The sequence below is a fragment of the Microbacterium sp. AB genome (assembly GCF_032878875.1).
Taxonomy (GTDB): domain Bacteria; phylum Actinomycetota; class Actinomycetes; order Actinomycetales; family Microbacteriaceae; genus Microbacterium; species Microbacterium betulae.
In genome coordinates this window covers 1960791-1982270 of sequence record NZ_CP118157.1, presented here as the reverse complement: position 1 = coordinate 1982270, position 21480 = coordinate 1960791, and the positions used below count along the sequence as shown (strand labels likewise).

Genomic DNA, 21480 nt, shown 5'->3' with positions numbered 1-21480 from the left:
TCACACGGCCGGCGCCGGGTAAAATCGACCCATCATGGCTACTTTCGGCACGCTCTCCGAGCGCCTCACCGACACCTTCCGCAACCTCCGCACCAAGGGCAAGCTGTCGCCCGCGGACGTCGACGGGACGGTGCGGGAGATCCGCCGCGCCCTGCTCGACGCGGACGTCGCGCTCCAGGTCGTGAAGGAGTTCACGGCGAAGGTGCGCGAGCGCGCGCTGGGCGACGACGTGAACAAGGCGCTCAACCCGGCGCAGCAGGTCGTGCAGATCGTCAACGAGGAGCTCGTCGGCATCCTCGGCGGCGAGCAGCGCCGCCTTGAGCTCGCCAAGACGCCGCCGACCGTCATCATGCTCGCCGGTCTCCAGGGCTCGGGCAAGACGACTTTCGCGGGGAAGCTCGCCAAGCGGCTGGAGAAGGACGGGCACACGCCGCTCCTCGTCGCCGCCGACCTGCAGCGCCCCAACGCCGTGAACCAGCTGCAGGTCGTCGCCGAGCGCGCGGGGGCCGCGATCTACGCGCCCGAGCCGGGCAACGGCGTCGGAGATCCCGTCAAGGTCTCGCGCGACGGCGTGGAGCACGCCCGTCGCCAGCAGCACGACGTCGTCATCATCGACACCGCCGGGCGACTGGGCGTCGACGAGGAGCTCATGAAGCAGGCCTCCGACATCCGCGGCGCGACGCGGCCGGACGAGGTGCTCTTCGTCATCGACGCCATGATCGGACAGGACGCGGTGAACACCGCGAAGGCCTTCCAGGAGGGCGTCGACGTCACGGGCATCGTGCTGTCGAAGCTCGACGGCGACGCGCGGGGCGGCGCCGCGCTGTCGGTCGCGTCGGTCACCGGCCGGCCGATCATCTTCGCCTCGACGGGCGAGGGGCTCGACGACCTCGAGGACTTCCACCCCGACCGCATGGCGAGCCGCATCCTCGACCTCGGCGACGTGCTCACCCTCATCGAGCAGGCCCAGGAGGCCTTCGACGAGGAGGAGGCGCAGAAGGTCGCCGAGAAGCTCGCGACGGAGCAGTTCACCCTCGAGGACTTCCTCGAGCAGATGCAGCAGCTCAAGAAGATGGGCTCCATGAAGAAGATGCTCGGGATGCTCCCGGGCATGGGGCAGATGAAGCAGCAGCTCGACGACTTCGACGAGCGCGAGATCGATCGCACGGAGGCGATCATCCGCTCGATGACGCCCGTCGAGCGGACGAACACGAAGATCCTCAACGGCTCGCGCCGCCTGCGCATCGCGCGGGGATCGGGCGTGACCGTCACGGACGTGAACCAGCTCGTGAACCGCTTCGAGCAGGCCGCGAAGATGATGAAGACGGTCGCCCGCGGCGGGACGCCGAACATCCCCGGCATGGGCGCGATGCCCGGCATGGGCAGGCCCGGCGCATCGGCCAAGCGCGGCAAGAAGGGCAAGAAGGCGCAGGGATCGCGTTCGGGCAACCCGGCCAGGCGCGCCGCGGAGAACGCGGGGGCTCCGGCCTCGGAGCCCACCGGCTCGGGCTTCGGCCTGGGCGGCGGCGCGACGCAGCCGAGCGAGACGGACCTCGCGGAGATCCAGAAGCTCTTCGGCAAGAGCTGACCCTCCTTCCCTTCCGGAAGAGCGTCTCCGGGGGCGTTCCGGGATACCGGTTATTCTTGAAGCCGGGGGATCGTCGCGCGGCACGCGCGCGGGCGTCGCCTCTGCCACGGAGGGAGACGTCGTGTCCGCGAGCGCGCTGTTCGAACGGGACGTGCCTCTCGACGTCGAGAGCGAGACGGGGTGGATCGACAAGTACCCGAGGAAGCGGTGGCAGCGCTGGCTCCTCCGGCTCGGCCTGGCGCTCCCGTTCGTCGCCCTGACGATCTGGTATCACGTCGCGTCCGGCGGGGACTGGTCCGCGACGCCCAACGGCGAGCTGGCCGAGCGTGTCGGCGCGCTCGACTGGTCGGTGAGCAGCGTGACCGGGATCACGCATCTGTACCCGCCGATCACCAGCGTCACGGCGATGCTCATCCCCGGCGGGGCGCTCGGTCTCGGCCTCGCGGGCTCGCTCGTCGCCGGCGTCCTGCTCCAGCTGATGCTGAAGGCCCTGTATCGGCGTCGGATCCCCGTGGCGACGCGCATCCTGCTCTTCCTCGCCGTCGCCGCGACGCCCGTCTTCGGGTTCATCGCGACCACGAACATCCAGGCCATGCTCGGGCTCGCGCTGTTCGCCAACGGCATGTTCGACCTCGCCCGGTTCGTGTCGCTCGCGAACACCCAGGCCGGCTTCCGAGCGGGCGTCCTGTTCGCCGCATCCGCGCTGGCCGACTCGACGGGGCTGCTCGCCGCGCCGGCGGCCGCTCTCGCCGGGGTGCTCCTGCTCCAGGCCCGCAGGAAGGCCCGCGGCGCCAACGCCACGGTGGTCCTGTTCCCCACGGTCGCGATGATGGGCTCGCTCATGGTGCTGGGCGTCGCGTTCGGCGTCGGGCCTCTCGTCATGTTCGGAGACGACGTGGGGTGGCAGCCATCGCTCGTGGACGCGTTCCTCGCGAGCTTCGCGACGCTGGCCGGCTGGACGTTCCTCGCTCCGGCGATCCTGCTCTCCGCGTCGGCCCTTCTCCTCGGGTTCGGGTGGGCGGCGCTCACGAGCGTGATCACGACCGCGCTCGTCCTCCTCGCCTACCTCCTCGGACTGATGCCGGACGGGGCATCGGGAAACGGCTTCGTCATGGTGCAGATCGTCGCGATCGCCATCACGCCCGCCGTGGGCGGGGGCTGGAGGCGCGGTGTCGTGACCGCCACGACGCTGCTGATGCTGGTCATCGGGTGGGCGAGCGCCTACACGAGGACGGCGGTCGTCGCCTGGGTCACCGTCCTCGTCGGAGGAGGGGCGGGATGAGCGTGGCGGACGCCGCCGACACGTCGCTGCTCGACGTCGGCCTGTGGCGCAGATACGCCGCGGAGGGATGGATTCCTCTGCGGCGCGAAGGGGGCCGCATGGTGGTGGGCGTCTCGGCGCCGGCCGGGCGGTCGCTGCGCGCGGAGATCGAGCGGGCGCTCGGAGAGCCGGTGTCGATCGTCGACGTGCCGCAGTCCTTCATCGTCGACGCGGTCATGGACGCCTTCCGCGACGAGGCGGTCTCGTACGCGGCGGACGGTCTGTACCACGCGGATCCCGAGCTCTCCGCGCGGGTCGTCCTGACCCGGCCGCAGCGGACCGGACTCGTCATCGGCCTCCTCCTCGCGCTCGCAGTCGCGGTCGTGTGGCCGTTCGAGGCGATCATGACGTTCGTCGCCGCCGCGAGCGTGGTGTTCCTCGCCAGCACACTGTTCAAGTTCGCGGTGTCGATCCGCGGTGCGCGCTTCGACCTGGTCATGCCGGTGCGGCGCTCGGAGATCGAGGCGGTGAGGGACGATGAGCTCCCCGTGTACACCGTGCTCGTCCCGGTCTTCCGCGAGGCGCGCGTCGTCGGGCGGCTCGTGGAGAACCTGGGACGTCTCGACTACCCCTCGGACAGGCTCGAGGTCCTCGTCCTCGTCGAGGAGGAGGACGCCGAGACGCGGGAGGCGATCGCGCGGTCGGACCCTCCTGCGAACTTCATCGTCGTCACCGTGCCGAAGGGCCATCCGCAGACGAAGCCGCGGGCCTGCAACGTCGGACTCGCGGTGGCCCGGGGGGAGTACCTCGTCATCTACGACGCGGAGGACGCGCCCGAGCCCGATCAGCTGAAGAAGACCGTGATCGCCTTCGAGCGCGCCAGCTCGTCGACGGTCGCCATGCAGGCGGCGCTCAACTACTTCAACGCGAGCGAGAACGTCCTGACGCGGATGTTCTCGCTCGAGTACAGCTACTGGTTCGACTACATGCTCGCCGGCCTCGACAAGGGACGGCTGCCCATCCCGCTCGGAGGCACGTCGAACCACTTCCGCACGGCGGCGCTGCACGAGCTCGGCGGGTGGGACCCCTACAACGTGACGGAGGACGCCGACCTCGGGATCCGCGCGAGCGCGCTGGGCTACCGCGTCGGGGTCGTCGACTCGACGACGATGGAGGAGGCGACCTCGCGCATGGGCATCTTCATCGGCCAGCGCAGCAGATGGATCAAGGGATACATGCAGACGGCCCTCGTGCACGCGCGGCATCCGATCCGCCTCACCCGGGAGGTGGGACTCCGCGCGTTCTGGGCGCTCGCCCTCCTCATCGGGGGCACGCCTCTGACCTTCCTGGGCGTGCTGCCCTTCACGATCCTCCTGATCGGGTCCTTCTTCGTCCCGTGGCCGGCGCTCGCGCTGGAGTTCCCCTCCGTCGTCGTGTGGCTCTGCCTGCTGAACTTCCTCGTCGGCAACGTGCTGATGGTCTACCTGAACATGATGGGCCCGTACAAGCGCGGCTCGTTCTGGCTCGTCCCGTGGTCGATCCTGAACCCCGCGTACTGGATCCTCCATTCGATCGCGTCGTACAAGGCGCTGTGGCAGCTCGTCGTGAAGCCGCACTACTGGGAGAAGACGGAGCACGGGCTCTCCGCTCAGGAAGGGTCGCTGCCGGAGCGCGACGCGGAGGACGTCGCCTGACGCGCGGGCGGGCCGGGGACGTCGGTCCCCGGCCCGCCCGCGTCGACGAGATCAGCTCACGTCGTCGTCGACCCAGTCCATGGACTTGGCGACGGCCTTGCGCCAGAGGCGCAGCTGACGGTCGCGCTCCGCCTCCTCGAGCGTCGGCTCCCAGCGCTCATCCTCCTGCCAGTTCGCGGCGAGCTCGTCCAGGTTCGACCAGAAGCCGACCGCGAGCCCGGCGGCGTAGGCGGCGCCGAGCGCCGTGGTCTCCGCCACCACCGGACGGACGACGGGGACGCCGAGGACGTCGGCCTGGAACTGCATGAGCGTGTCGTTGGCCACCATGCCGCCGTCGACCTTCAGCTCGGCGAGGTCGACGCCGGCGTCGGCGTTGACGGCGTCGAGCACGTCGCGCGTCTGGAAGGCGACGGCCTCGAGCGCGGCACGGGCGATGTGCCCCTTGTTGACGAAGCGGGTCAGGCCCACGATCGCGCCGCGTGCGTCCGGGCGCCAGTAGGGCGCGAACAGGCCCGAGAAGGCGGGAACGAAGTAGACCCCGCCGTTGTCGTCGACGCGGGCGGCGAGCTCCTCGACCTCGGGGGCGGAACGGATGATGCCGAGCTGGTCGCGCAGCCACTGGATGAGCGATCCGGTCACGGCGATCGATCCCTCCAGCGCGTAGTGCGTCGGGCCCTCGCCGAGCTTGTAGCCCACGGTCGTGAGCAGCCCGTTCTTCGAGCGGATGATCTCCTCGCCCGTCTGGAAGATGAGGAAGTTGCCCGTGCCGTAGGTGTTCTTGCTCTCGCCGGCGTGGAACGCGGCCTGCCCGAAGGTGGCTGCCTGCTGGTCGCCGAGGATGCCGGCGATGGGCGTCTCGCGCAGCAGCGAGGAGTCCTCCGCCGTGCCGTACACCTCCGACGACGAGCGGATCTCCGGCAGCAGCGAGCGCGGCACGTCGAACGCGGCGAGGATGTCGTCGCGCCATTCGAGCGTCTCGAGATCCATGAAGAGCGTGCGGGAGGCGTTCGTGACGTCCGTGACGTGCACGCCGCCGTCGATGCCGCCCGTGAGGTTCCAGAGCACCCACGTGTCGGTCGTGCCGAAGGCGAGCTCGCCCGCCTCCGCCTTCTCGCGCGCGCCGTCGACGTTCTCGAGGATCCAGGCGACCTTGGTGCCCGAGAAATAGGTCGCCAGCGGCAGGCCCACGACGGGCTTGAAGCGGTCGACGCCTCCGTCGGCCGCGAGCCTGTCGACGATCGACTGGGTGCGCGTGTCCTGCCACACGATGGCGTTGTAGACGGGCCGGCCGGTGGCGCGGTCCCACACGACGGCGGTCTCGCGCTGGTTGGTGATGCCGATCGCGGCGATGTCATGCCGGGTCAGGTCCGCGCGGCTGAGCGCGAGGCCGATGACCTCTTGCACGTTGCGCCAGATCTCGTTCGGATCGTGCTCGACCCACCCGGGTCGGGGGAAGATCTGCTCGTGCTCCTTCTGCCCGGTCGCGACGATGGCGCCCTTCCTGTCGAAGATGATCGCGCGGCTCGAGGTCGTGCCCTGATCGATGGCGATGATGTGGTCGGCCATGGTGTTTCTCCTTTGAAAGCGGATGTGGACGAAGCGGGTCAGCCGGCGAGGCCGAGCAGGACGGGGGCCGCGAGCGCGGCGAGCGCGCCGCCGACGAGCGGCCCGACGACGGGCACCCACGAGTATGCCCAGTCGCTCGATCCCTTGCCCTTGATGGGGAGGATGGCGTGGGCGATGCGCGGGCCGAGGTCGCGGGCGGGGTTGATGGCGTAGCCCGTGGGCCCGCCGAGGGAGGCGCCGATGCCGACGACGAGCAGGGCGACCGGCAGCGCGGCGAGCGGGCCGAGGCCGCCGGGCACGCCCACGTTGACGTCGCCGTAGTCGGCGAACGCGAAGATGCCGAAGACGAGCACGAAGGTCGCGATGACCTCCGTGACGAGGTTGTGGGCGTACGAGCGGATGGCGGGGCCCGTCGAGAAGACGGCGAGCTTGTTCGCCGGATCCTCCTCCGCGTCGAAGTGCTGACGGTAGGACGCCCAGCACAACGCGGCGCCGAGGACGCCGCCGACGATCTCCGCGGCCGTGGCGACGAGGAACATCGGCAGGCTGATCGTGCCGGCGAGGAGGAGCCCGAGCCCGACGGCGGGGTTCAGGACCGCGCCGGAGTAGGCCGAGACGAGCACGGCGGCGAACACCGCCAGGCCCCATCCCCAGTTGATCATGAGGGTGCCGCCGCCGGCCCCCTTCGTCTTCGCGAGCACGACGTTCGCGACCACGCCGCATCCGAGCAGCACGAGCAGCGCCGTGCCCACCAGCTCGGACACGAAGTACAGTCCGAGGTCCACTTCGTTCATGTCTTCATCGACCTTTCCTGGGCGCGGCGGCACCGCCGTGCCCTCGTGGGGGTGTTCTCCGCGAGGAGAGAGGGGGTCTGCCGATCAGTGTCGGGAGCGGTCGGGGATGGCGAGTCCGTGACGCTCGTTGAGGAGCGTCCGGGCGGCCTCGACCTCGGCGTCGCGCCGAGCGCGATCCCAGTCGAGGAGGGGGGCGAGCGCGTCGGCGAGCTCCTCGAGCACCTCCGCGTCGGCCGCGCCCGTGAAGGCGATGCTCGTGCGGCGGAGGACGACGTCGTCGAGGTGCACGACGAACTCCTCGCGCGCCATCCATTCGAGCTCCCTCGTCGACACGTCGCCGCCGGCGAGCGGGGCGTCCTCGCCCTGCCGGATGAAGTCCCACACGTCCGCCGCGCGGGTGCCGTAGCGGGTGAGGAGCCGCTCGGCGCGTGCGTTCGCGCCGGGCAGGTTCGCGTCGATCCAGGCCTTCCGGTCGGACGGCGTGCGCGGGAAGTCGCGGCCGCCCCCGATCGGCACGCCCGACGTGGACACCGTGCGGCTGCGTCCGATCAGGCCGAGGACGGCGTCGGAGAGGGACGCGCCGAGTGCGCGGAACGTCGTCCACTTGCCGCCGACCAGGCTCACGAGCGGCGCGCGCGCGGTGCGGTCCACCTCGATGCGGTAGTCGCGCGAGACGAAGCCGGGGGCGGTGTCCTCGTGACGCGGCAGGGGGCGGATGCCGGAGAAGCGGTACACGATCTGCGCACGCTCGACGGCGATGTCGGGGAACACGTGGTGGATGAGCTCGAAGAAGTAGTCGATCTCCTCCTCCGTGCACAGCGCCGGCTCGCGCGGATCGGCATCGATGTCGGTCGTGCCGACGAGCACGCGGCCCTTCAGGGGGTAGATGAGGACGATTCGACCGTCGGAGTGCTCGAAGAAGATCTCGCGGCCCTTCGTCGCCTCGAGGAGCTCGGGGTGGTCGAGCACGATGTGGGAGCCCTTCGTGCCTCCCATGAAGCGGGTCTTCTCTCCGAGGGCCTCGTTGGTGAGGTCGGTCCAGGGGCCGGACGCGTTCACGACGACGTCGGCGGCGATCGTGAAGGCCTCGCCGGTCTCGAGGTCGCGCACGGTCACGCCGTCGTCGTCGCGTGCGACGGCCTCGACGTAGTTCAGCGCGCGGGCTCCGGGATGGGCGGAGAGGCCGTCGAGGAGGACGTCGAGGGCGAGGCGTTCGGGGTCGTGCATGGAGGCGTCGTAGTAGGTCGCCGTGTACTTCACGTCCGGGTCGAGCGCCGGCAGCTCGGCGAGGGAGCGGCGGCGACCGAGGAAGCGGTGGCGGGGGACCGACCCGCCGTCGCGCGAGAAGGTGTCGTAGAGCGTCAGGCCGATCTTGATGAGCGCCGCTCCGCGCTCACGCGGCTTGCCGCTCCTGTGGGAGAGGAAGCGCAGCGGGGCCGAGAGGATTCCCGAGAGCGTGGAGTAGATCGGGATGGTCGTCTCGAGCGGCTTGACGTAGTGGGGGGCGATCCGGAGAAGGCCGTTGCGCTCCTGGACCGACTCCCGCACGAGGCGGAACTCGCCGTTCTCGAGATATCGGATCCCGCCGTGGATCATGTGGCTGGAGGCGGCGGATGCGCCGGAGGCGAAGTCGCCGCGCTCGACGAGGACGACGTCGACGCCCTGGAGCGCGAGATCCCGGAAGGCGGAGATGCCGTTGATCCCGCCTCCGATCACGAGCACCGTGGTTCGGCCGGCTTCGCGGACGGCGGCGACGTCCCGGCGCGGGGCGGGATGAGGCGAATCGATCATCGGCGACCTCTCTTCTCTGGGATTCGGGTATAGCCTCGATGAGCGAACACAACTGCGCAACTCGGATGCACATATGTGCACCTGCCGAGGGAGACGAGGACCGGATGGTGTGGGAGGAGACGTCGGGTCCCGACGCGAAGCTCGTCCAGGCGCTCAAGGCCGCCCAGCTCTACTACATGCAGGACAGGACGATGGAGGCGATCGCCCGCGAGCTCGGCACATCGCGCTCCACGGTCTCGCGCCTGCTCAGCCACGCGCGCGACACGGGCCTCGTCGACATCCGCGTCAACTCCCCGTTCGAGCGCGGGGGGCTCCTCGAGCAGCGCATCAGGACCCGCTACCGGGTGGCGGCCCACGTCGTCCCGATGCCCGCCACCGTGCGGGACCTCGACCGGCTGGACCGCGTGTCCCTGACGGCCGCGCGGCTGCTCACGCAGTTCGTGGACTCGCAGATGGTCGTGGGCGTGGCCTGGGGCTCGACGCTCAGCGCCGTCAGCCGCCATCTCCCGCAGAAGGAGACGCACAACACGACGTTCGTGCAGCTCAACGGCGCGGGCAACACGCAGACGACGGGCGTGGAGTACTCCAGCGAGATCCTGCAGCGCTTCGGACAGGCCTTCGGCGCGAACGTGCAGCAGTTCCCCGTGCCGGCGTTCTTCGACGATCCGGCCACGCGCGAGGCCATGTGGCGGGAGCGGAGCACGCGCCGCGTCCTCGACCTGCAGACGCGGATGGACCTCGCGCTCTTCAGCCTGGGGTCGCCGTCGGCGGAGGTGCCGAGCCGCGTGTACGTCGGCGGCTATCTCGACGACGCCGACTACCGCAGTCTCGCGGAGGACCGGGTCATCGGCGACGTGGCGACCGTCTTCTTCCGCGCGGACGGCAGCTGGCGCGACGTGCGCCTCAACGCGCGGGCGACCGGTCCCGCGCTCGACCGGCTGCGTCGCGTGCCGCGCCGCATCTGCGTGGTCGCGGGCGCGCACAAGCTCGCGAGCCTCCACGCCGCCATGAGCATGGGGCTCGTCACCGACGTCGTCCTGGACGAGACGCTCGCCACCCGGCTGCTCGAGGCCCGCTGAGCGGGGACGGTCACTCGCCTTCCGCGCGGCCGAGACGCCAGTAGCCCATGAACGCGACGGCTCGGCGGTCGACGCCGTGCTCGCTCACGAGATGGCGGCGGAGCGCCTTGATGGCGCCCGCCTCCCCGGCGAGCCAGGCGTAGAGCGGCGCGCTCTTGAGCGCCGCTCCGCCCTTCTTCGTGCGCGGCACCTCCCAGAGCAGGCCCCTGTCGATGTCGACCTCCTCGACGTCCGCTCCGCGTCCCGGAGGGCACAGGATCGGCGCGACCTGCCGGACGTCGCGCAGGAGGTGCTCATGACGGAGGCCGTCTCCGCGTCCGGTGACGCGGACCTCGAAGCCGGGGTGATCCGGCAGATACGCCGCGTCGCGCTCATCGGGCACCTCGAGCACGACGACGCCCTTTGCCTCGCGCGGCAGCTGCTCGAGGATCACCGCGATCGCCGGCGCCGCCGTCTCATCGCCGGCGAGGAGGAAGCGGTCGACCTCGGCGGGCGGCACGAAGTCGATGCCCAGGCTGACGCCCGTCCGCTCCGTCGTCGGCGCGAGGATGAGGAGCTCGTCGCCGACCCGCGCGTCGGCGATCCATGCGGACGCGGGCCCCGAGACGTCGTGCGCGACCATGTCGACGTCGACCTCGCGCTCCTCGGCGCGCACGGCCCGTGTCGTATAGGTGCGGAACGGCAGGCGGCGATCGGCCGGCAGCTCCCGCCACTCGGTGTACCAGCCGTCGCCCGTGGGCATGTCGTCGAGCGACAGCCCGTCGGCGGGGAAGACGACCTTGATGCGCTGGTCGTATCCCGGGTCTCCGTAGCGGTGGAGCTCGTCGCCCGTGAAGGTGAAGCGGCGGAAGGTCGGGGTGAGGTCGACGACGCGGCTCACCGTGACGCGGAAGAAGTCGAGTTCGGGCATGTCAGGCTCCTGATGCGGTGGCGGGGAGGTGGTCCGGGTGCTCCCCGGACGGCGCGAGCACGTGATGGCGTCCGCGCGGGAGGACGAGCGGCGTGCCGGAGACGGGATCGGGGATGACGAGCGCGTCGAGCTCGAACACCTCGGCGACGAGCTCGCTCGTGACGACCGCGCGGGGCGCGCCGTCGGCGACGAGGCGCCCCTCGCGCAGGGCGAAGAGGTGGTCCGCGTAGCGCGCGGCGAGGTTGATGTCGTGCAGCACCATGACGATCGTCGTCCCGCGCCGGCGGTTGAGATCGGTCAGCAGATCGAGGACCTCGATCTGATGGGTGACGTCGAGGAAGGTCGTCGGCTCGTCGAGCAGAAGCACCCCGGTCTCCTGCGCGAGCGCCATGGCGATCCACACCCGCTGACGCTGGCCTCCGGACAGCTCGTCGACCGAACGGTCGGCGAGGTCCGCGACGCCGGTGACCTCGAGGGCCTCGGCGACCGCGCGCTCGTCGTCCGCGCCCCAGGACCGGAAGAGCCTCTGATGAGGGTGCCGCCCGCGGCCGACGAGGTCGGCGACGGCGATGCCCTCGGGGGCGATCGGCTGCTGCGGCAGGAGCCCGAGCGTGCGGGCGAGCTCCTTCGTGGGCAGCTCGTCGATGCGGCGGCCGTCGAGGACGACGGTGCCCTCCTTCGCCGGCAGAAGGCGCGAGAGCGTCTTGAGGAGCGTCGACTTGCCGCAGGCGTTCGCGCCGACGATGACGCTGATGCGGCCCGACGGCACGGCGAGGTCGATGCCGTCGACGATCGTGGTCGAGCCGTAGCCCGACACGAGGTCGCGGGCCTCGAGACTGTGCTGGACGGTCATGAGGAGCCTCCCACGCGGTTCGTTCGGATGAGGAGATAGATGAGGTAGGGCGCGCCGAGGATGCCCGTGATGACGCCGACGGGGAACTTGGTGTCGAACGCGAACTGGCCGAGGAGATCGGCGCCCAGCACGAGGCAGCCGCCCGTGAGGGCCGCGGGCAGCGCCACGGAGCCCCCGGGCCCGACGAGGCGGAGGGCGATGGGACCGGCCAGGAACGCCACGAAGGCGATGGGGCCCGTCGTCGCCGTCGCGAACGTCGCGAGGCCCACCGCCGAGAGCACGAGCAGGACGCGCGCGCGATCGACGCGGACGCCCAGGGAGGTGGCGGCCGCGTCGCCGAGCTCGAGCGCGCGCAGGTCCCGCCCGAGGAGCAGGACCAGGGGTCCGAGCACGAGCACGACGACGCCGAGGGCGGGCAGATCCTGCCAGCGCACGTTGTTGAGGCTGCCGGCGAGCCAGCGCATCGCGACGGAGACGTCCGACTCGTCCGCCCGCAGAAGGAGGTACGAGACGAGGGCGTCGAACATCGCCCCGGCGCCGATCCCGATGAGGATCAGACGTCCTCCCGTCGACTCGCCGCCGCGTGCGGACAGGTAGACGACGAGCGCCGTGGCCACGCCGACCGCGAGAGCGAGCGCGGACGTGGCGGCGCTGCTCCATCCGAGGAGAAGGATCGAAAAGACGGCTGCGGCGCTGGCGCCGGAGGTGATCCCGATGATGTCCGGACTCGCGAGGGGGTTCCGCAGCATGGTCTGGAACGTCGATCCCGCGAGCCCGAAGGCGATGCCGGCGAGGGCGCCGATGAGCGCACGCGGGATGCGCAGCGTGCCCACCGTGAAGCTGGCGCCCTGGACCTGCTCTCCCAGGAGGACGCGGAGGACGTCGGAGGGCGGGTAGAAGGTGTTGCCGGTCATCAGCACCGTCGCGACGAGGGCGACGAGGAGGAGGGCGAGAGCGGTCGTCACGACGACGCGCCTCCGCCAGCGCCTGAGGCGTCCTTCCCTGAGCGGCGGGGGGACGGGGCTCGCGACGGCGGGCGCGGAGGGGGCCGTGACGGTCACAGGGCGACCATCCGGGTCCTGCGCGCGATGAGGATGAGGACGGGCGCGCCGACGAAGGCGGTGATGATGCCCGCGTCGACCTCGCCGGGGCGCCCGATGACGCGGCCGATCGTGTCGGCCAGGACGAGGAGCACGGCGCCGCCGGCCGCGGACAGCGGGAGGATCCATCGCTGGTCCGGGCCGACGGCGAGCCGCACGGCGTGCGGCACCATGAGGCCGACGAAGGCGATCGGCCCCGCGACCGCCGTCGTCGTGGCGCACAGGAGGACGCCGGCGATCGCGGCGAGCAGCCGGGTGCGGGCCACGCGCGCGCCGAGGCCGACCGCGACGTCGTCGCCGAGCGCGAGCGCGTCAAGGGCGGGCGCGCACAGGAACCCGAGGAGGGCCGCAGCGGCGAGGACGGGCGCGACGACGGCCATGGTGCTCCAGTCCGCGCCGCCGACCCCTCCGACCTGCCAGAAGCGGAAGTCGTCCAAGAGGGCGACGCGGGGGAGGAGGACGGCGCTCACGAGCGAGGACAGCGCGGCGGTCGTGGCGGCGCCCGCGAGCGCGAGCTTGATGGGCGTGGCCCCTCCGGGCCCGTACGAGCCGATGGCGTAGACGAAGACCGCGGTCACGACGCCGCCGAGGATGGCCAGGCCGAGGATGCTCCAGATCGAGCTGGCCCCCAGGAACGCCATGCCGCTCACCACGGCGAGGGCGGCGCCGGTGTTGACCCCGAGGATCCCGGGGTCGGCGAGCGGGTTTCGGGTGAGCGCCTGCATGAGGGCGCCGGAGAGGCCGAGGGCGGCGCCCGCGAGGATCGCGAGCAGCGTGCGCGGGACGCGCTCGGTGACGGCGATCGCGCCGATCGAGCCGCTCGTGCCGCCGAGGACCCAGGACGACAGGCCGTCGAGGATCTCCCGGAGGTCGACGACGCGCGCGCCGAACGCGAGGGACAGCGCGCAGGCGATGACGAGCGCGACGAGCGCGCCCGAGACGACGATCGGACGACGCGCACGTGCGCCCGCTGCGGGAGCGGGCGCACGTGTCACGGTGCCGCGGACGGCGGTCACGATCGTGCTGCGGAGAAGGTCACTGGACCTTCGAGGCAGCGTCTTCCAGAGCGGCCACGTAGTCGTCGATGCTCCACGGGATGGACAGCGCGGTCTGGGTCGCCGCGGCCGACAGCCCCTCGCCGATGCCGAGCGTCACGACGGCGCCGTTCTGCACGGACGGCAGCGTGGACAGGAGCGCGTCGGCCTGGAGCGCGTCGGTCAGGCTGTCGTCGCCGTAGCTCACGAGCACGTCGACGTCCGAGAGCAGGTCGATGTTCTCCGCGCTGACGACGCCGTAGAACTGCCCCTCGTTCTCCTCGCCGAGCGTGGCCACGCTCTCGGGCACCTCGAGCCCGAGGTCGGTGAGGAAGCCCACACGCGGGTCGATGGGGGTGTAGACGTAGATGCTCGACAGATCGCTGGCCGTGGCGGAGATGAACGCGAAGCTCTTCCCCTCCAGGTCCGGCGCCGCCGCGACGGCCTCCGCGAGCTGCGCGTCGAGATCGGCGACGAGGTCCTCCCCCTCGGCGGCGAGCCCGAGCGCCTGCGAGTCCAGCTCGATCGCCTCGCGCCAGGTCGTGCCCCACGGGATGCCGGGGTACGCGACGGTCGGCGCGATCTCGCTGAGCGTCGCGTACTCGTCCTCGGTCAGGCCCGAGTAGGCCGCGAGGATGACATCGGGAGCCGTGTCAGCGATGGCCTCGAAGTCGAGGCCGTCGGTCTCGTCGAAGACGGTCGGCTCCGCAGCGCCGAGCTCCTCATAGGCCTGCGTCGTCCACTCGTAGAGGCCCGCGCCCTCCGTGGCGTCGAACGACCACGTCTGGTCGGAGACGCCCACGGGGGCGACGCCGAGCGCGAGGGCCACGTCCTGATTGCCCCATCCGATGGTGGTGACGTTCTCCGGCGCGCTGTCGATCGTGGTCTCGCCGAGGGCGTGCTGGACGGTGACGGGGAAGGCCGCATCGTCCGCGGAGCCGCCGTCAGCGGTGGCGGCCGGCTCCTCGGCGGACGGGGAGCAGGCGGTGAGTGCCGCCGCGGCGGCGATGGTCGCGGCGAACGCGAGCACACGCTTGGAGTGCACGGGGGTGCCTTTCTTCGTGAGGCCAGGCCTCGATGACGGGTGTTGAGCTTAGGCTACCCTAAAGCACCCGCCGTCCCCGTTCACGCCCGAGCGCGCTCGCCCGGCAGCGACGGACCCTCCGCGAACTCCCCGATGAGATGCGCGACGACCGCCCTCAGGTCGCCTCCGGCGGCGTCGGCGACGGCGATCTGGCGCGCGTAGCTCGCCCCTCGGCGGACGATGTCGCCGACGCCGGCGAACTCGCGCGCGCAGCCGAGGTCCGCCGCGACCGGGGCGAGGCGGTCCAGCGTCTCCCGCAGATGCTCCGCGACAGGGCGCTGGCCGCCCGCGGCGTCGACGATCACCTGGGCGTCGAGTCCGTAGCGCGCGGCGCGCCACTTGTTCTCCCTGACGTACCACGGGGGCAGCACGGGCAGCGGGATGCCGGCGTCGACGTCGCGGGAGAAGCTCTCCACGAGGGTCTGGGCCAGGGCCGCGATCGCCGACAGCTCCGCCGCGGTCGACATCCCGTCGCACACGCGCAGCTCGATCGTCCCCCACTTCGGGGCGGGACGGATGTCCCACCGGGCCTCCGTCTCGTCGGCCATGACCCCCGCGCGGACCATGTCGTCGACGTACTCCTCGAATCCGCTCCAGGTCTTCAGCGGCCACGGGAGCCCCGCCGTGGGGAGCTGCTGGAACACGAGCGCCCGGTTCGAGGCGTAGCCGGTGCTCTCGCCCGCCCAGAACGGGCTCGAGGCCGACAGCGCCTGGAAGTGCGGGAGGTACGTCGTCAGCGCGCCGAGGATCGGCATCACCTTGGCGACGTCCTCGACGCCCACGTGCACGTGCACGCCCCAGATCATCATGTTCCGGCCCCACCACTGGGTGCGCTCGATGAGCGAGTGGTACCGCGTCTTGTCCGTCACGGCCTGGTCGAACCACTGGGCGAAGGGATGGCTTCCCGCCGACAGCAGGGCGATCCCGAGGGGATCGGCGTGCTCGCGCACGACGTCGACGGCCGCCGTGATGTCGTCGAGCGCCTCGGCGACGGAGGAGCCGACGCCGCTGGTCACCTCGATCGTGTTGGTGAGGAGCTCGCCCGTCACCGTGTACCGCTCGTCCGCCGTCCGCTCCGCGAGGGCGTCGACGATCTCGGGACCTCGCCCCACGAGCTCGCCGCTGGAGCGGTCCGCGAGCATCAGCTCCCACTCGACGCCGACCGACGAGCGTGCGGAGGGGGCGAAGCGCAGCGACATGCGCTCAGCCTGGCACACGCCGCTCGCGCGTCGGGCGGTTCGCGCCATGGCGTGTCATCTGGCAGAATGGAGGGTCGGATCACCTGCTCGACCCTCTATCCAGCAGCTGGTCCGCCTTCAGAGCTTCCGCCGGCGTGCACCCCACGCGCAGGGCGACTGGTTCACTCGCCTTCACCACACAGGAGAATCGTGGCTGTCAAGATCCGTCTCAAGCGCCTGGGCAAGATCCGTGCGCCCTACTACCGCATCGTCGTCGCCGACTCGCGCACCAAGCGCGACGGTCGTGTGATCGAGGAGATCGGCAAGTACCACCCCACCGAGGAGCCCTCGTTCATCGAGGTCGACTCCGAGCGCGCGCAGTACTGGCTCTCGGTCGGCGCGCAGCCGACGGAGCAGGTGCAGGCCATCCTCAAGATCACGGGCGACTGGGGCGTCTTCACGGGCGACAAGGACGCCAAGAGCACCCTGAGGACCGCCGAGGCGAAGCCTTCGTACGAGGCCGACGCGGCGAAGAAGTCCGTCGTCAAGCCGCAGGCCGAGAAGAAGGCGGAGGCGCCGGCAGCGGCTCCCGCCGAGGCCGACGCCGCAGAGCCGGCGGAGTAGTCGTCGTGCTGGCCGCCGCGCTCGAGCACGTCGTCAAGGGGATCGTCGATCACCCGGACGACGTGCGCATCCTCGCCTCGTCGTCGCGGGGGGACGTGCTGGAAGTGCATGTCCACGCGGACGACCGCGGGCGCGTGATCGGGCGCGGCGGCCGGACGGCCAAGGCCCTCCGCACGCTCATCTCGGCCCTCGCCGACGGACGTCGTGTCCGCGTCGACGTGGCCGACGACTGATGGGCGAGAAGGTCGGGTCTGCGAAGAACCAGCTGCGCGTGGGCCGGGTGCTCAAGGCGCATGGGCTCAAGGGCGCGCTGAAGCTGGAGCTGTACACCGACGACCCCGACGGCCGCTTCGTGCCGGGGGCCTCGTTCACGCTCCAGGTCCCCGAGGAGTCGAAGTGGCACGGCAGATCCATCGCCGTCCGCGAGTTCCGCTGGATGAACGCCGCCCCCGTCGTCTTCTTCGACGGGGTCGACGGCCGCGACGAGGCGGAGACCCTCGTGCGCGCCATCCTCTGGGTCGATCAGGACGACGACGCCGATGAGGGCGAGCCGGACGCCTGGTACGACCATCAGCTGGTCGGGCTCGACGTCGTGCGCGACGGCGACGTCGTCGGCCGCGTCGCGCGCGTCGACCACCTGCCCGCACAGGACCTCCTCATCGTCGCGTCGGGCGAGTCGGAGATCATGGTGCCGTTCGTCGCCGCGATCGTCCCCGAGGTCGACCTCGCGGCCGGGCGCGTGGTGATCACTCCGCCGCCCGGGCTGTTCGAGGACCTCGACGCGGAGCCCGAGTCGCCGGAGCCGTCCGCCTCCGCGTGATCCGGGCGGAGGCGCGCTCCTAGACTGGGGTGATGCGCATCGACATCGTCACGATCTTCCCCGCGTTCTTCGATGTGCTCGACGTGTCGCTCATCGGGCGGGCGCGCGGCAGGGGACTGCTCGATGTGCGCGTGCACGACCTGCGCGACTGGACGAGCGACCGTCACCGGACTGTGGACGACACCCCGTACGGCGGCGGCGCGGGGATGGTCATGAAGCCCGAGCCCTGGGGGGAGGCGCTCGACGCCGTCCTCGGGGACGACGCCGTGCTGATCGTCCCGTCGCCGGCGGGGGAGCTCTTCACGCAGCGCGTGGCGCGCGAGCTCTCCGCGGAGGGTGCGCTGGTCTTCGCGTGCGGGCGCTACGAGGGCATCGACCAGCGCGTGATCGACCACTACGCGCAGCGCGGTCGCCTGCGCCTCGTGAGTCTCGGGGACTACGTGCTCAATGGCGGCGAGGTCGCCGCCATGGCCATGATCGAGGCCGTGGGGCGCCTCGTCCCCGGCGTCGTCGGGAACCCCGAGAGCCTCGTCGAGGAATCGCACGAGCTCGGGCTGCTCGAGTACCCGGTCTACACGAAGCCCGCCGTGTGGCGGGGCCGAGAGGTGCCGCCCGTGCTGCTGAGCGGCGACCACGGCGCCGTGGACGCATGGCGCCGCGCGCAGAGCGTGGAGCGCACGCGTCGCGTGCGTCCCGACCTGCTGCCCGACGAGGCCGCATCGGCCTGAGGGCGCCGGGCGGCGGCTATGCGATGTGCGCGCCGTCCGTGAGGACGATCGGGCCGTCCTCGGCGATCGCGATGGTGTGCTCGCTGTGGGCGCCGCGCGAGCCGTCGGCGCTGCGCAGCGTCCAGCCGTCCGGATCCGTGACGAGCTCGTCGGTCGTCTGGAGGAACCACGGCTCGATGGCGATCACGAGGCCGGGCTTCAGCGGATAGCCGCGGCCGCCGCGGCCGTCGTTGGGGACGTGGGGGTCGCCGTGCATGACCCGGCCGACGCCGTGGCCGCCGAAGTCGGTGTTGATCGTGAGGCCCTCCGCGTGCGCCACGGCCGCGATGGCCGCCGAGATGTCGCCGATGCGGTTGCCGACGGTCGCGGCCGCGATGGCCGCGTCGAGGGCGCGCTCGGTGGTGCCGATGAGGGCGAGGTCCTCGTCGCGCGGGTTCCCCACGACGAACGACACGGCCGCGTCGGCGACCCATCCGTCGATCGACACGGCGAGGTCGAGGGTGACGAGATCGCCGTCGCGCACCGCGTAGTCGTGGGGGAGGCCGTGGAGCACCGCGTCGTTGACCGACGTGCAGATCACTTTGCCGAAGGGGCTCGCCCCGAACGAGGGGTGGTAGTCGATGTAGCAGGACTCCGCGCCCGCCGCCCGGATGAGCTCGTGCGCACGGCGGTCGATCGCGAGGAGGTTCGTGCCGACCGCGGTCTCCGCCCGCAGGGTCGCGAGGGTCTCGGCGACGAACCGGCCCGCCGGCCGCATCCGCTCGATCTCGGCCGGGGTGCGCAGTTCGATCATGGTGAGGTGTCCTCTCGCTCGGACCTCCATTGTCGCGGATCGCGCCTGTGGGCGCGTGGTTCGCGGAACCGCCGCGGACATGACAGAATGGTCGTCTGTGCCGTGACGGCCGCGCCTGTCGGCGCGATGCGTTTCGTGCTCTGCCTCAGGGGAGCCGAGGATCCGGTCCGGATCTCACAGCACACGCGATTTCCCATTTTTGCGATGCGGTCGACCTGCGGCGGCCGCAGGAAGAGAACAGCCATGAACATTCTCGACGCCGTCGATGCGGCCTCGCTCCGCTCCGACATCCCCGTGTTCGGGCCCGGCGACACCGTGAAGGTGCACGTGAACATCGTCGAGGGCAGCCGTTCGCGTGTCCAGGTGTTCCAGGGCGTCGTCATCGGCCGTCAGGGCTCGGGCGTCCGCGAGACCTTCACGGTCCGCAAGATCAGCTTCCAGGTCGGCGTGGAGCGCACCTTCCCCGTGCACTCCCCGGTGATCGACCACATCGAGGTCGTCACCCGCGGCGACGTCCGCCGCGCGAAGCTGTACTACCTGCGCCAGCTGCGCGGCAAGAAGGCGAAGATCAAGGAGAAGCGCGAGAACTCCTGATCCTCGCGCGCTTCTCGAGGACACCCCGCGCCGGCAGGCGCGGGGTGTCCTCTTTCGTGTGAGAACCTTGTTCGGCGCCCCTGACTCGGCGGCGCGGACGCGAAGGACCCCATGACGAGCGACGACCCCACCGCCGAGCAGGCCCGGACCCGAGGACGGGGGCTCCTGATGTTCCTGCGGGACATCGCGGTCATCGTGGTCGTCGCGCTGGTCGTGTCGTTCCTCATCAAGACGTTCATCGTGCGGTCGTTCTTCATCCCGTCCGGCTCGATGGAGGACACGCTGCAGATCGACGATCGCATCCTCGTGGACGAGCTCACGCCGCTGTGGACGGACTACGCGCGCGGCGACGTCGTCGTCTTCGAGGACCCGGGCGGCTGGCTCGACCCGCAGCCGGCGGGCGAGGACGTCCCGCCCGTCCTGGAGGCCGTCGACGGCCTCCTCACCCTCGTGGGCCTGTCGGCGGGGGATTCCGACGATCATCTCGTCAAGCGCATCATCGGCCTTCCCGGCGACCACGTCGTGTGCTGCAACGCGATGGGCCAGATCGCGGTGAACGGCGTGCCGATCGACGAGCTCGGCTACCTGAAGCTGCCGGAGGGCGACACGGCCGCCTCGAACGATCCGTTCGACGTGGTCGTGCCCGAGGACGCGCTGTGGGTCCTCGGCGACAACCGCGATCGCTCCTGGGACGCGCGCTATCACCAGGACGAGCCCGGCGGCGGCTTCGTGCCGATCGAGAACGTCGTCGGGCGGGTGTTCCTGCTCACCTGGCCGCTCGACCGCTTCGGGCTCGTCGACGGGCATCACGAGGTGTTCCGCGGAGTCCCCGACCCGGAGGACGCGGCCGAGGACGAGACGGCGGTCACGGGAGGATGACGGCGGCCGTCCCCACGCTGACGCACGAGCGTGCGCTCCTCGAGGAGACCCCGCTCGTGTTCGCCCTGGACGAGGTGGGCCGGGGCGCCCTCGCCGGACCCGTGACGATCGGGGCGTCCGTGCTCGATGCGCGGGCCGCCGACGAGCCGGTTCCCGACGGTCTCCGCGACTCGAAGCTCGTGCCGGCGCGACGTCGTCCCCAGGTCGCCGGGCGCGCAGCGGCATGGGTCCGCGCGAGCGGGCTGGGATGGGCGACGGCCGGCGAGGTCGACGAGGTCGGCATCGTCCGCGCCCTCGGGCTCGCGGCGCTGCGTGCTCTCGCGTCCGTCGAGGCGCAGGGCTTCGCCCCGGCGGGGGGCGTCGTGCTGCTCGACGGCAACCACGACTACATCACTCCCGCGGGCGCCGCCGCGCTCGACGTCCGCACCGTCGTCAAGGGCGACAGGGACTGCGCCTCGCTCGCCGCCGCGTCCGTCATCGCGAAGGTGGCGCGGGACGCGCTCATGGCGGAGCTCGACGCCGACTTCCCCGTCTACGGCTGGGCGAGCAACAAGGGGTATGCGAGCGCATCGCACCGATCCGCGATCCGCGAGCACGGGCTGAGCGCTCACCATCGCCGCTCGTGGGCCATCGCGGACGCGCCGGCGCTGTTCTGAGACCGCCGCGAGGGCGTGCCGGGATCGGCCGAGCGCCTAGGATGAGAGCACCATGGATGACGATGTCTTCGAGGACTACGACCGCGAACTGGAACTGGCGCTCTTCCGCGAGTATCGCGACGTGGTCTCCCAGTTCCAGTATGTGATCGAGACCGAGCGCCGCTTCTATCTCGCGAACGACGTCAACGTCGTCCGCCACGACACCGAGACCGATTTCTACTTCGAGCTCACGATGAACGACGTCTGGGTGTGGGACATCTACCGCTCGGACCGCTTCGTCAAATCCGTGCGGGTGCTGACGTTCAAGGACGTGAACATCGAGGAGCTGTCGCGCCGCGACTTCGAGCTGCCGGACGAGCTCTCGCTCGACGGGAAGTAGCCGGCGCGCGGACCCCACACCGCGTCCCCACCCGCGTGTCGCGGGACGAGTTGTCCCCAGTCGGCGGATGTCGTC

General features: G+C 71.1%; 22 protein-coding genes. 12 read left to right on the top strand and 10 right to left on the bottom strand.

Going from position 1 to position 21480, the window contains the following annotated elements:
* Positions 1–34: 34 nt before the first annotated feature.
* The 3 genes from ffh (at position 35) to N8K70_RS09325 (ending at position 4543) form a co-directional block, all read left to right on the top strand.
* Complete coding sequence (gene ffh, locus N8K70_RS09335; RefSeq protein WP_317138077.1) at positions 35–1588, top strand: signal recognition particle protein; 1554 nt, start codon at positions 35–37, stop codon at positions 1586–1588.
* A 121-nt stretch (positions 1589–1709) separates the two neighbouring features.
* Positions 1710–2870, top strand: coding sequence for a hypothetical protein (locus N8K70_RS09330; protein ID WP_317138076.1), 1161 nt, complete (start codon positions 1710–1712; stop codon positions 2868–2870).
* Positions 2867–4543 (top strand): glycosyltransferase, encoded by a 1677-nt coding sequence (locus N8K70_RS09325; RefSeq protein WP_317138075.1) that lies wholly within the window; start codon positions 2867–2869, stop codon positions 4541–4543. The genes N8K70_RS09330 and N8K70_RS09325 overlap by 4 nt, the downstream gene beginning before the upstream one ends.
* A gap of 51 nt (positions 4544–4594) precedes the next feature.
* Here N8K70_RS09325 and glpK read toward each other — a convergent pair whose 3' ends face one another.
* From glpK to N8K70_RS09310, 3 genes are all read right to left on the bottom strand, one after another.
* On the bottom strand, positions 4595–6109 hold the full coding sequence (glpK, locus tag N8K70_RS09320; protein WP_317138074.1) for a glycerol kinase GlpK: 1515 nt from the start codon (positions 6107–6109) through the stop codon (positions 4595–4597).
* Between the two features lie 38 nt (positions 6110–6147).
* Positions 6148–6903 (bottom strand): MIP/aquaporin family protein, encoded by a 756-nt coding sequence (locus N8K70_RS09315; protein ID WP_317138073.1) that lies wholly within the window; start codon positions 6901–6903, stop codon positions 6148–6150.
* 84 nt (positions 6904–6987) lie between these two features.
* Entirely contained in the window at positions 6988–8694 is a 1707-nt protein-coding gene (locus N8K70_RS09310) for a glycerol-3-phosphate dehydrogenase/oxidase (RefSeq protein ID WP_317138072.1), read from the bottom strand.
* A gap of 104 nt (positions 8695–8798) precedes the next feature.
* Here N8K70_RS09310 and N8K70_RS09305 point away from each other — a divergent pair, with 104 nt between their 5' ends.
* Entirely contained in the window at positions 8799–9773 is a 975-nt protein-coding gene (locus tag N8K70_RS09305) for a sugar-binding transcriptional regulator (protein ID WP_317138071.1), read from the top strand.
* Positions 9774–9783: 10 nt separating this feature from the next.
* On the opposite strand, the gene N8K70_RS09300 is transcribed toward N8K70_RS09305, so the two are convergent.
* From N8K70_RS09300 to N8K70_RS09275, 6 genes are all read right to left on the bottom strand, one after another.
* Positions 9784–10683, bottom strand: a complete 900-nt coding sequence (locus N8K70_RS09300) for a siderophore-interacting protein (protein ID WP_317138070.1) — start codon at positions 10681–10683, stop codon at positions 9784–9786.
* Between the two features lies 1 nt (position 10684).
* Positions 10685–11536 carry an ABC transporter ATP-binding protein gene (locus N8K70_RS09295; RefSeq protein ID WP_317138069.1) on the bottom strand — a complete coding sequence of 284 codons (852 nt, stop codon included), beginning with the start codon at positions 11534–11536 and terminating at the stop codon, positions 10685–10687.
* The gene (locus N8K70_RS09290) at positions 11533–12597 is read right to left on the bottom strand and encodes a FecCD family ABC transporter permease (RefSeq protein WP_317138068.1); all 1065 of its coding nucleotides are present in this window, start codon (positions 12595–12597) and stop codon (positions 11533–11535) included. The genes N8K70_RS09295 and N8K70_RS09290 overlap by 4 nt, the downstream gene beginning before the upstream one ends.
* Positions 12594–13652: a FecCD family ABC transporter permease gene (locus N8K70_RS09285; protein WP_317138067.1), complete on the bottom strand. Its 1059-nt coding sequence runs from the start codon at positions 13650–13652 to the stop codon at positions 12594–12596. Before N8K70_RS09285 ends, N8K70_RS09290 begins: the two co-directional genes overlap by 4 nt.
* 19 nt (positions 13653–13671) lie before the next feature.
* Positions 13672–14715, bottom strand: a complete 1044-nt coding sequence (locus N8K70_RS09280) for an iron-siderophore ABC transporter substrate-binding protein (RefSeq protein ID WP_317138066.1) — start codon at positions 14713–14715, stop codon at positions 13672–13674.
* Positions 14716–14795: 80 nt separating this feature from the next.
* Positions 14796–15953: a glutamate--cysteine ligase gene (locus tag N8K70_RS09275; protein ID WP_317141205.1), complete on the bottom strand. Its 1158-nt coding sequence runs from the start codon at positions 15951–15953 to the stop codon at positions 14796–14798.
* Between the two features lie 189 nt (positions 15954–16142).
* On the opposite strand from N8K70_RS09275, the gene rpsP reads away from it, so the two are divergent.
* The 4 genes from rpsP to trmD are packed head-to-tail and all read left to right on the top strand — an operon-like array spanning position 16143 to position 18104.
* A complete protein-coding gene (rpsP, locus tag N8K70_RS09270) occupies positions 16143–16556 on the top strand; it encodes a 30S ribosomal protein S16 (protein ID WP_317138065.1) in 414 nt (137 codons plus the stop codon).
* A gap of 5 nt (positions 16557–16561) precedes the next feature.
* On the top strand, positions 16562–16789 hold the full coding sequence (locus N8K70_RS09265) for a KH domain-containing protein (RefSeq protein WP_317138064.1): 228 nt from the start codon (positions 16562–16564) through the stop codon (positions 16787–16789).
* Positions 16789–17376 carry a ribosome maturation factor RimM gene (gene rimM / locus N8K70_RS09260; protein ID WP_317138063.1) on the top strand — a complete coding sequence of 196 codons (588 nt, stop codon included), beginning with the start codon at positions 16789–16791 and terminating at the stop codon, positions 17374–17376. The genes N8K70_RS09265 and rimM overlap by 1 nt, the downstream gene beginning before the upstream one ends.
* A 32-nt stretch (positions 17377–17408) precedes the next feature.
* The gene (gene trmD / locus N8K70_RS09255) at positions 17409–18104 is read left to right on the top strand and encodes a tRNA (guanosine(37)-N1)-methyltransferase TrmD (RefSeq protein ID WP_317138062.1); all 696 of its coding nucleotides are present in this window, start codon (positions 17409–17411) and stop codon (positions 18102–18104) included.
* A gap of 16 nt (positions 18105–18120) precedes the next feature.
* Here trmD and map read toward each other — a convergent pair whose 3' ends face one another.
* A complete protein-coding gene (gene map / locus N8K70_RS09250; protein WP_317138061.1) occupies positions 18121–18897 on the bottom strand; it encodes a type I methionyl aminopeptidase in 777 nt (258 codons plus the stop codon).
* 243 nt (positions 18898–19140) lie between these two features.
* On the opposite strand from map, the gene rplS reads away from it, so the two are divergent.
* From rplS to N8K70_RS09230, 4 genes are all read left to right on the top strand, one after another.
* Positions 19141–19491 carry a 50S ribosomal protein L19 gene (gene rplS, locus N8K70_RS09245; RefSeq protein ID WP_317138060.1) on the top strand — a complete coding sequence of 117 codons (351 nt, stop codon included), beginning with the start codon at positions 19141–19143 and terminating at the stop codon, positions 19489–19491.
* A 111-nt stretch (positions 19492–19602) separates the two neighbouring features.
* Positions 19603–20370 carry a signal peptidase I gene (gene lepB, locus N8K70_RS09240; RefSeq protein WP_317138059.1) on the top strand — a complete coding sequence of 256 codons (768 nt, stop codon included), beginning with the start codon at positions 19603–19605 and terminating at the stop codon, positions 20368–20370.
* Positions 20367–21026, top strand: coding sequence for a ribonuclease HII (locus N8K70_RS09235; RefSeq protein ID WP_317138058.1), 660 nt, complete (start codon positions 20367–20369; stop codon positions 21024–21026). The genes lepB and N8K70_RS09235 overlap by 4 nt, the downstream gene beginning before the upstream one ends.
* A gap of 52 nt (positions 21027–21078) precedes the next feature.
* Positions 21079–21405, top strand: coding sequence for a DUF2469 family protein (locus tag N8K70_RS09230; protein ID WP_317138057.1), 327 nt, complete (start codon positions 21079–21081; stop codon positions 21403–21405).
* The last annotated feature ends 75 nt before the right edge of the window (positions 21406–21480 follow it).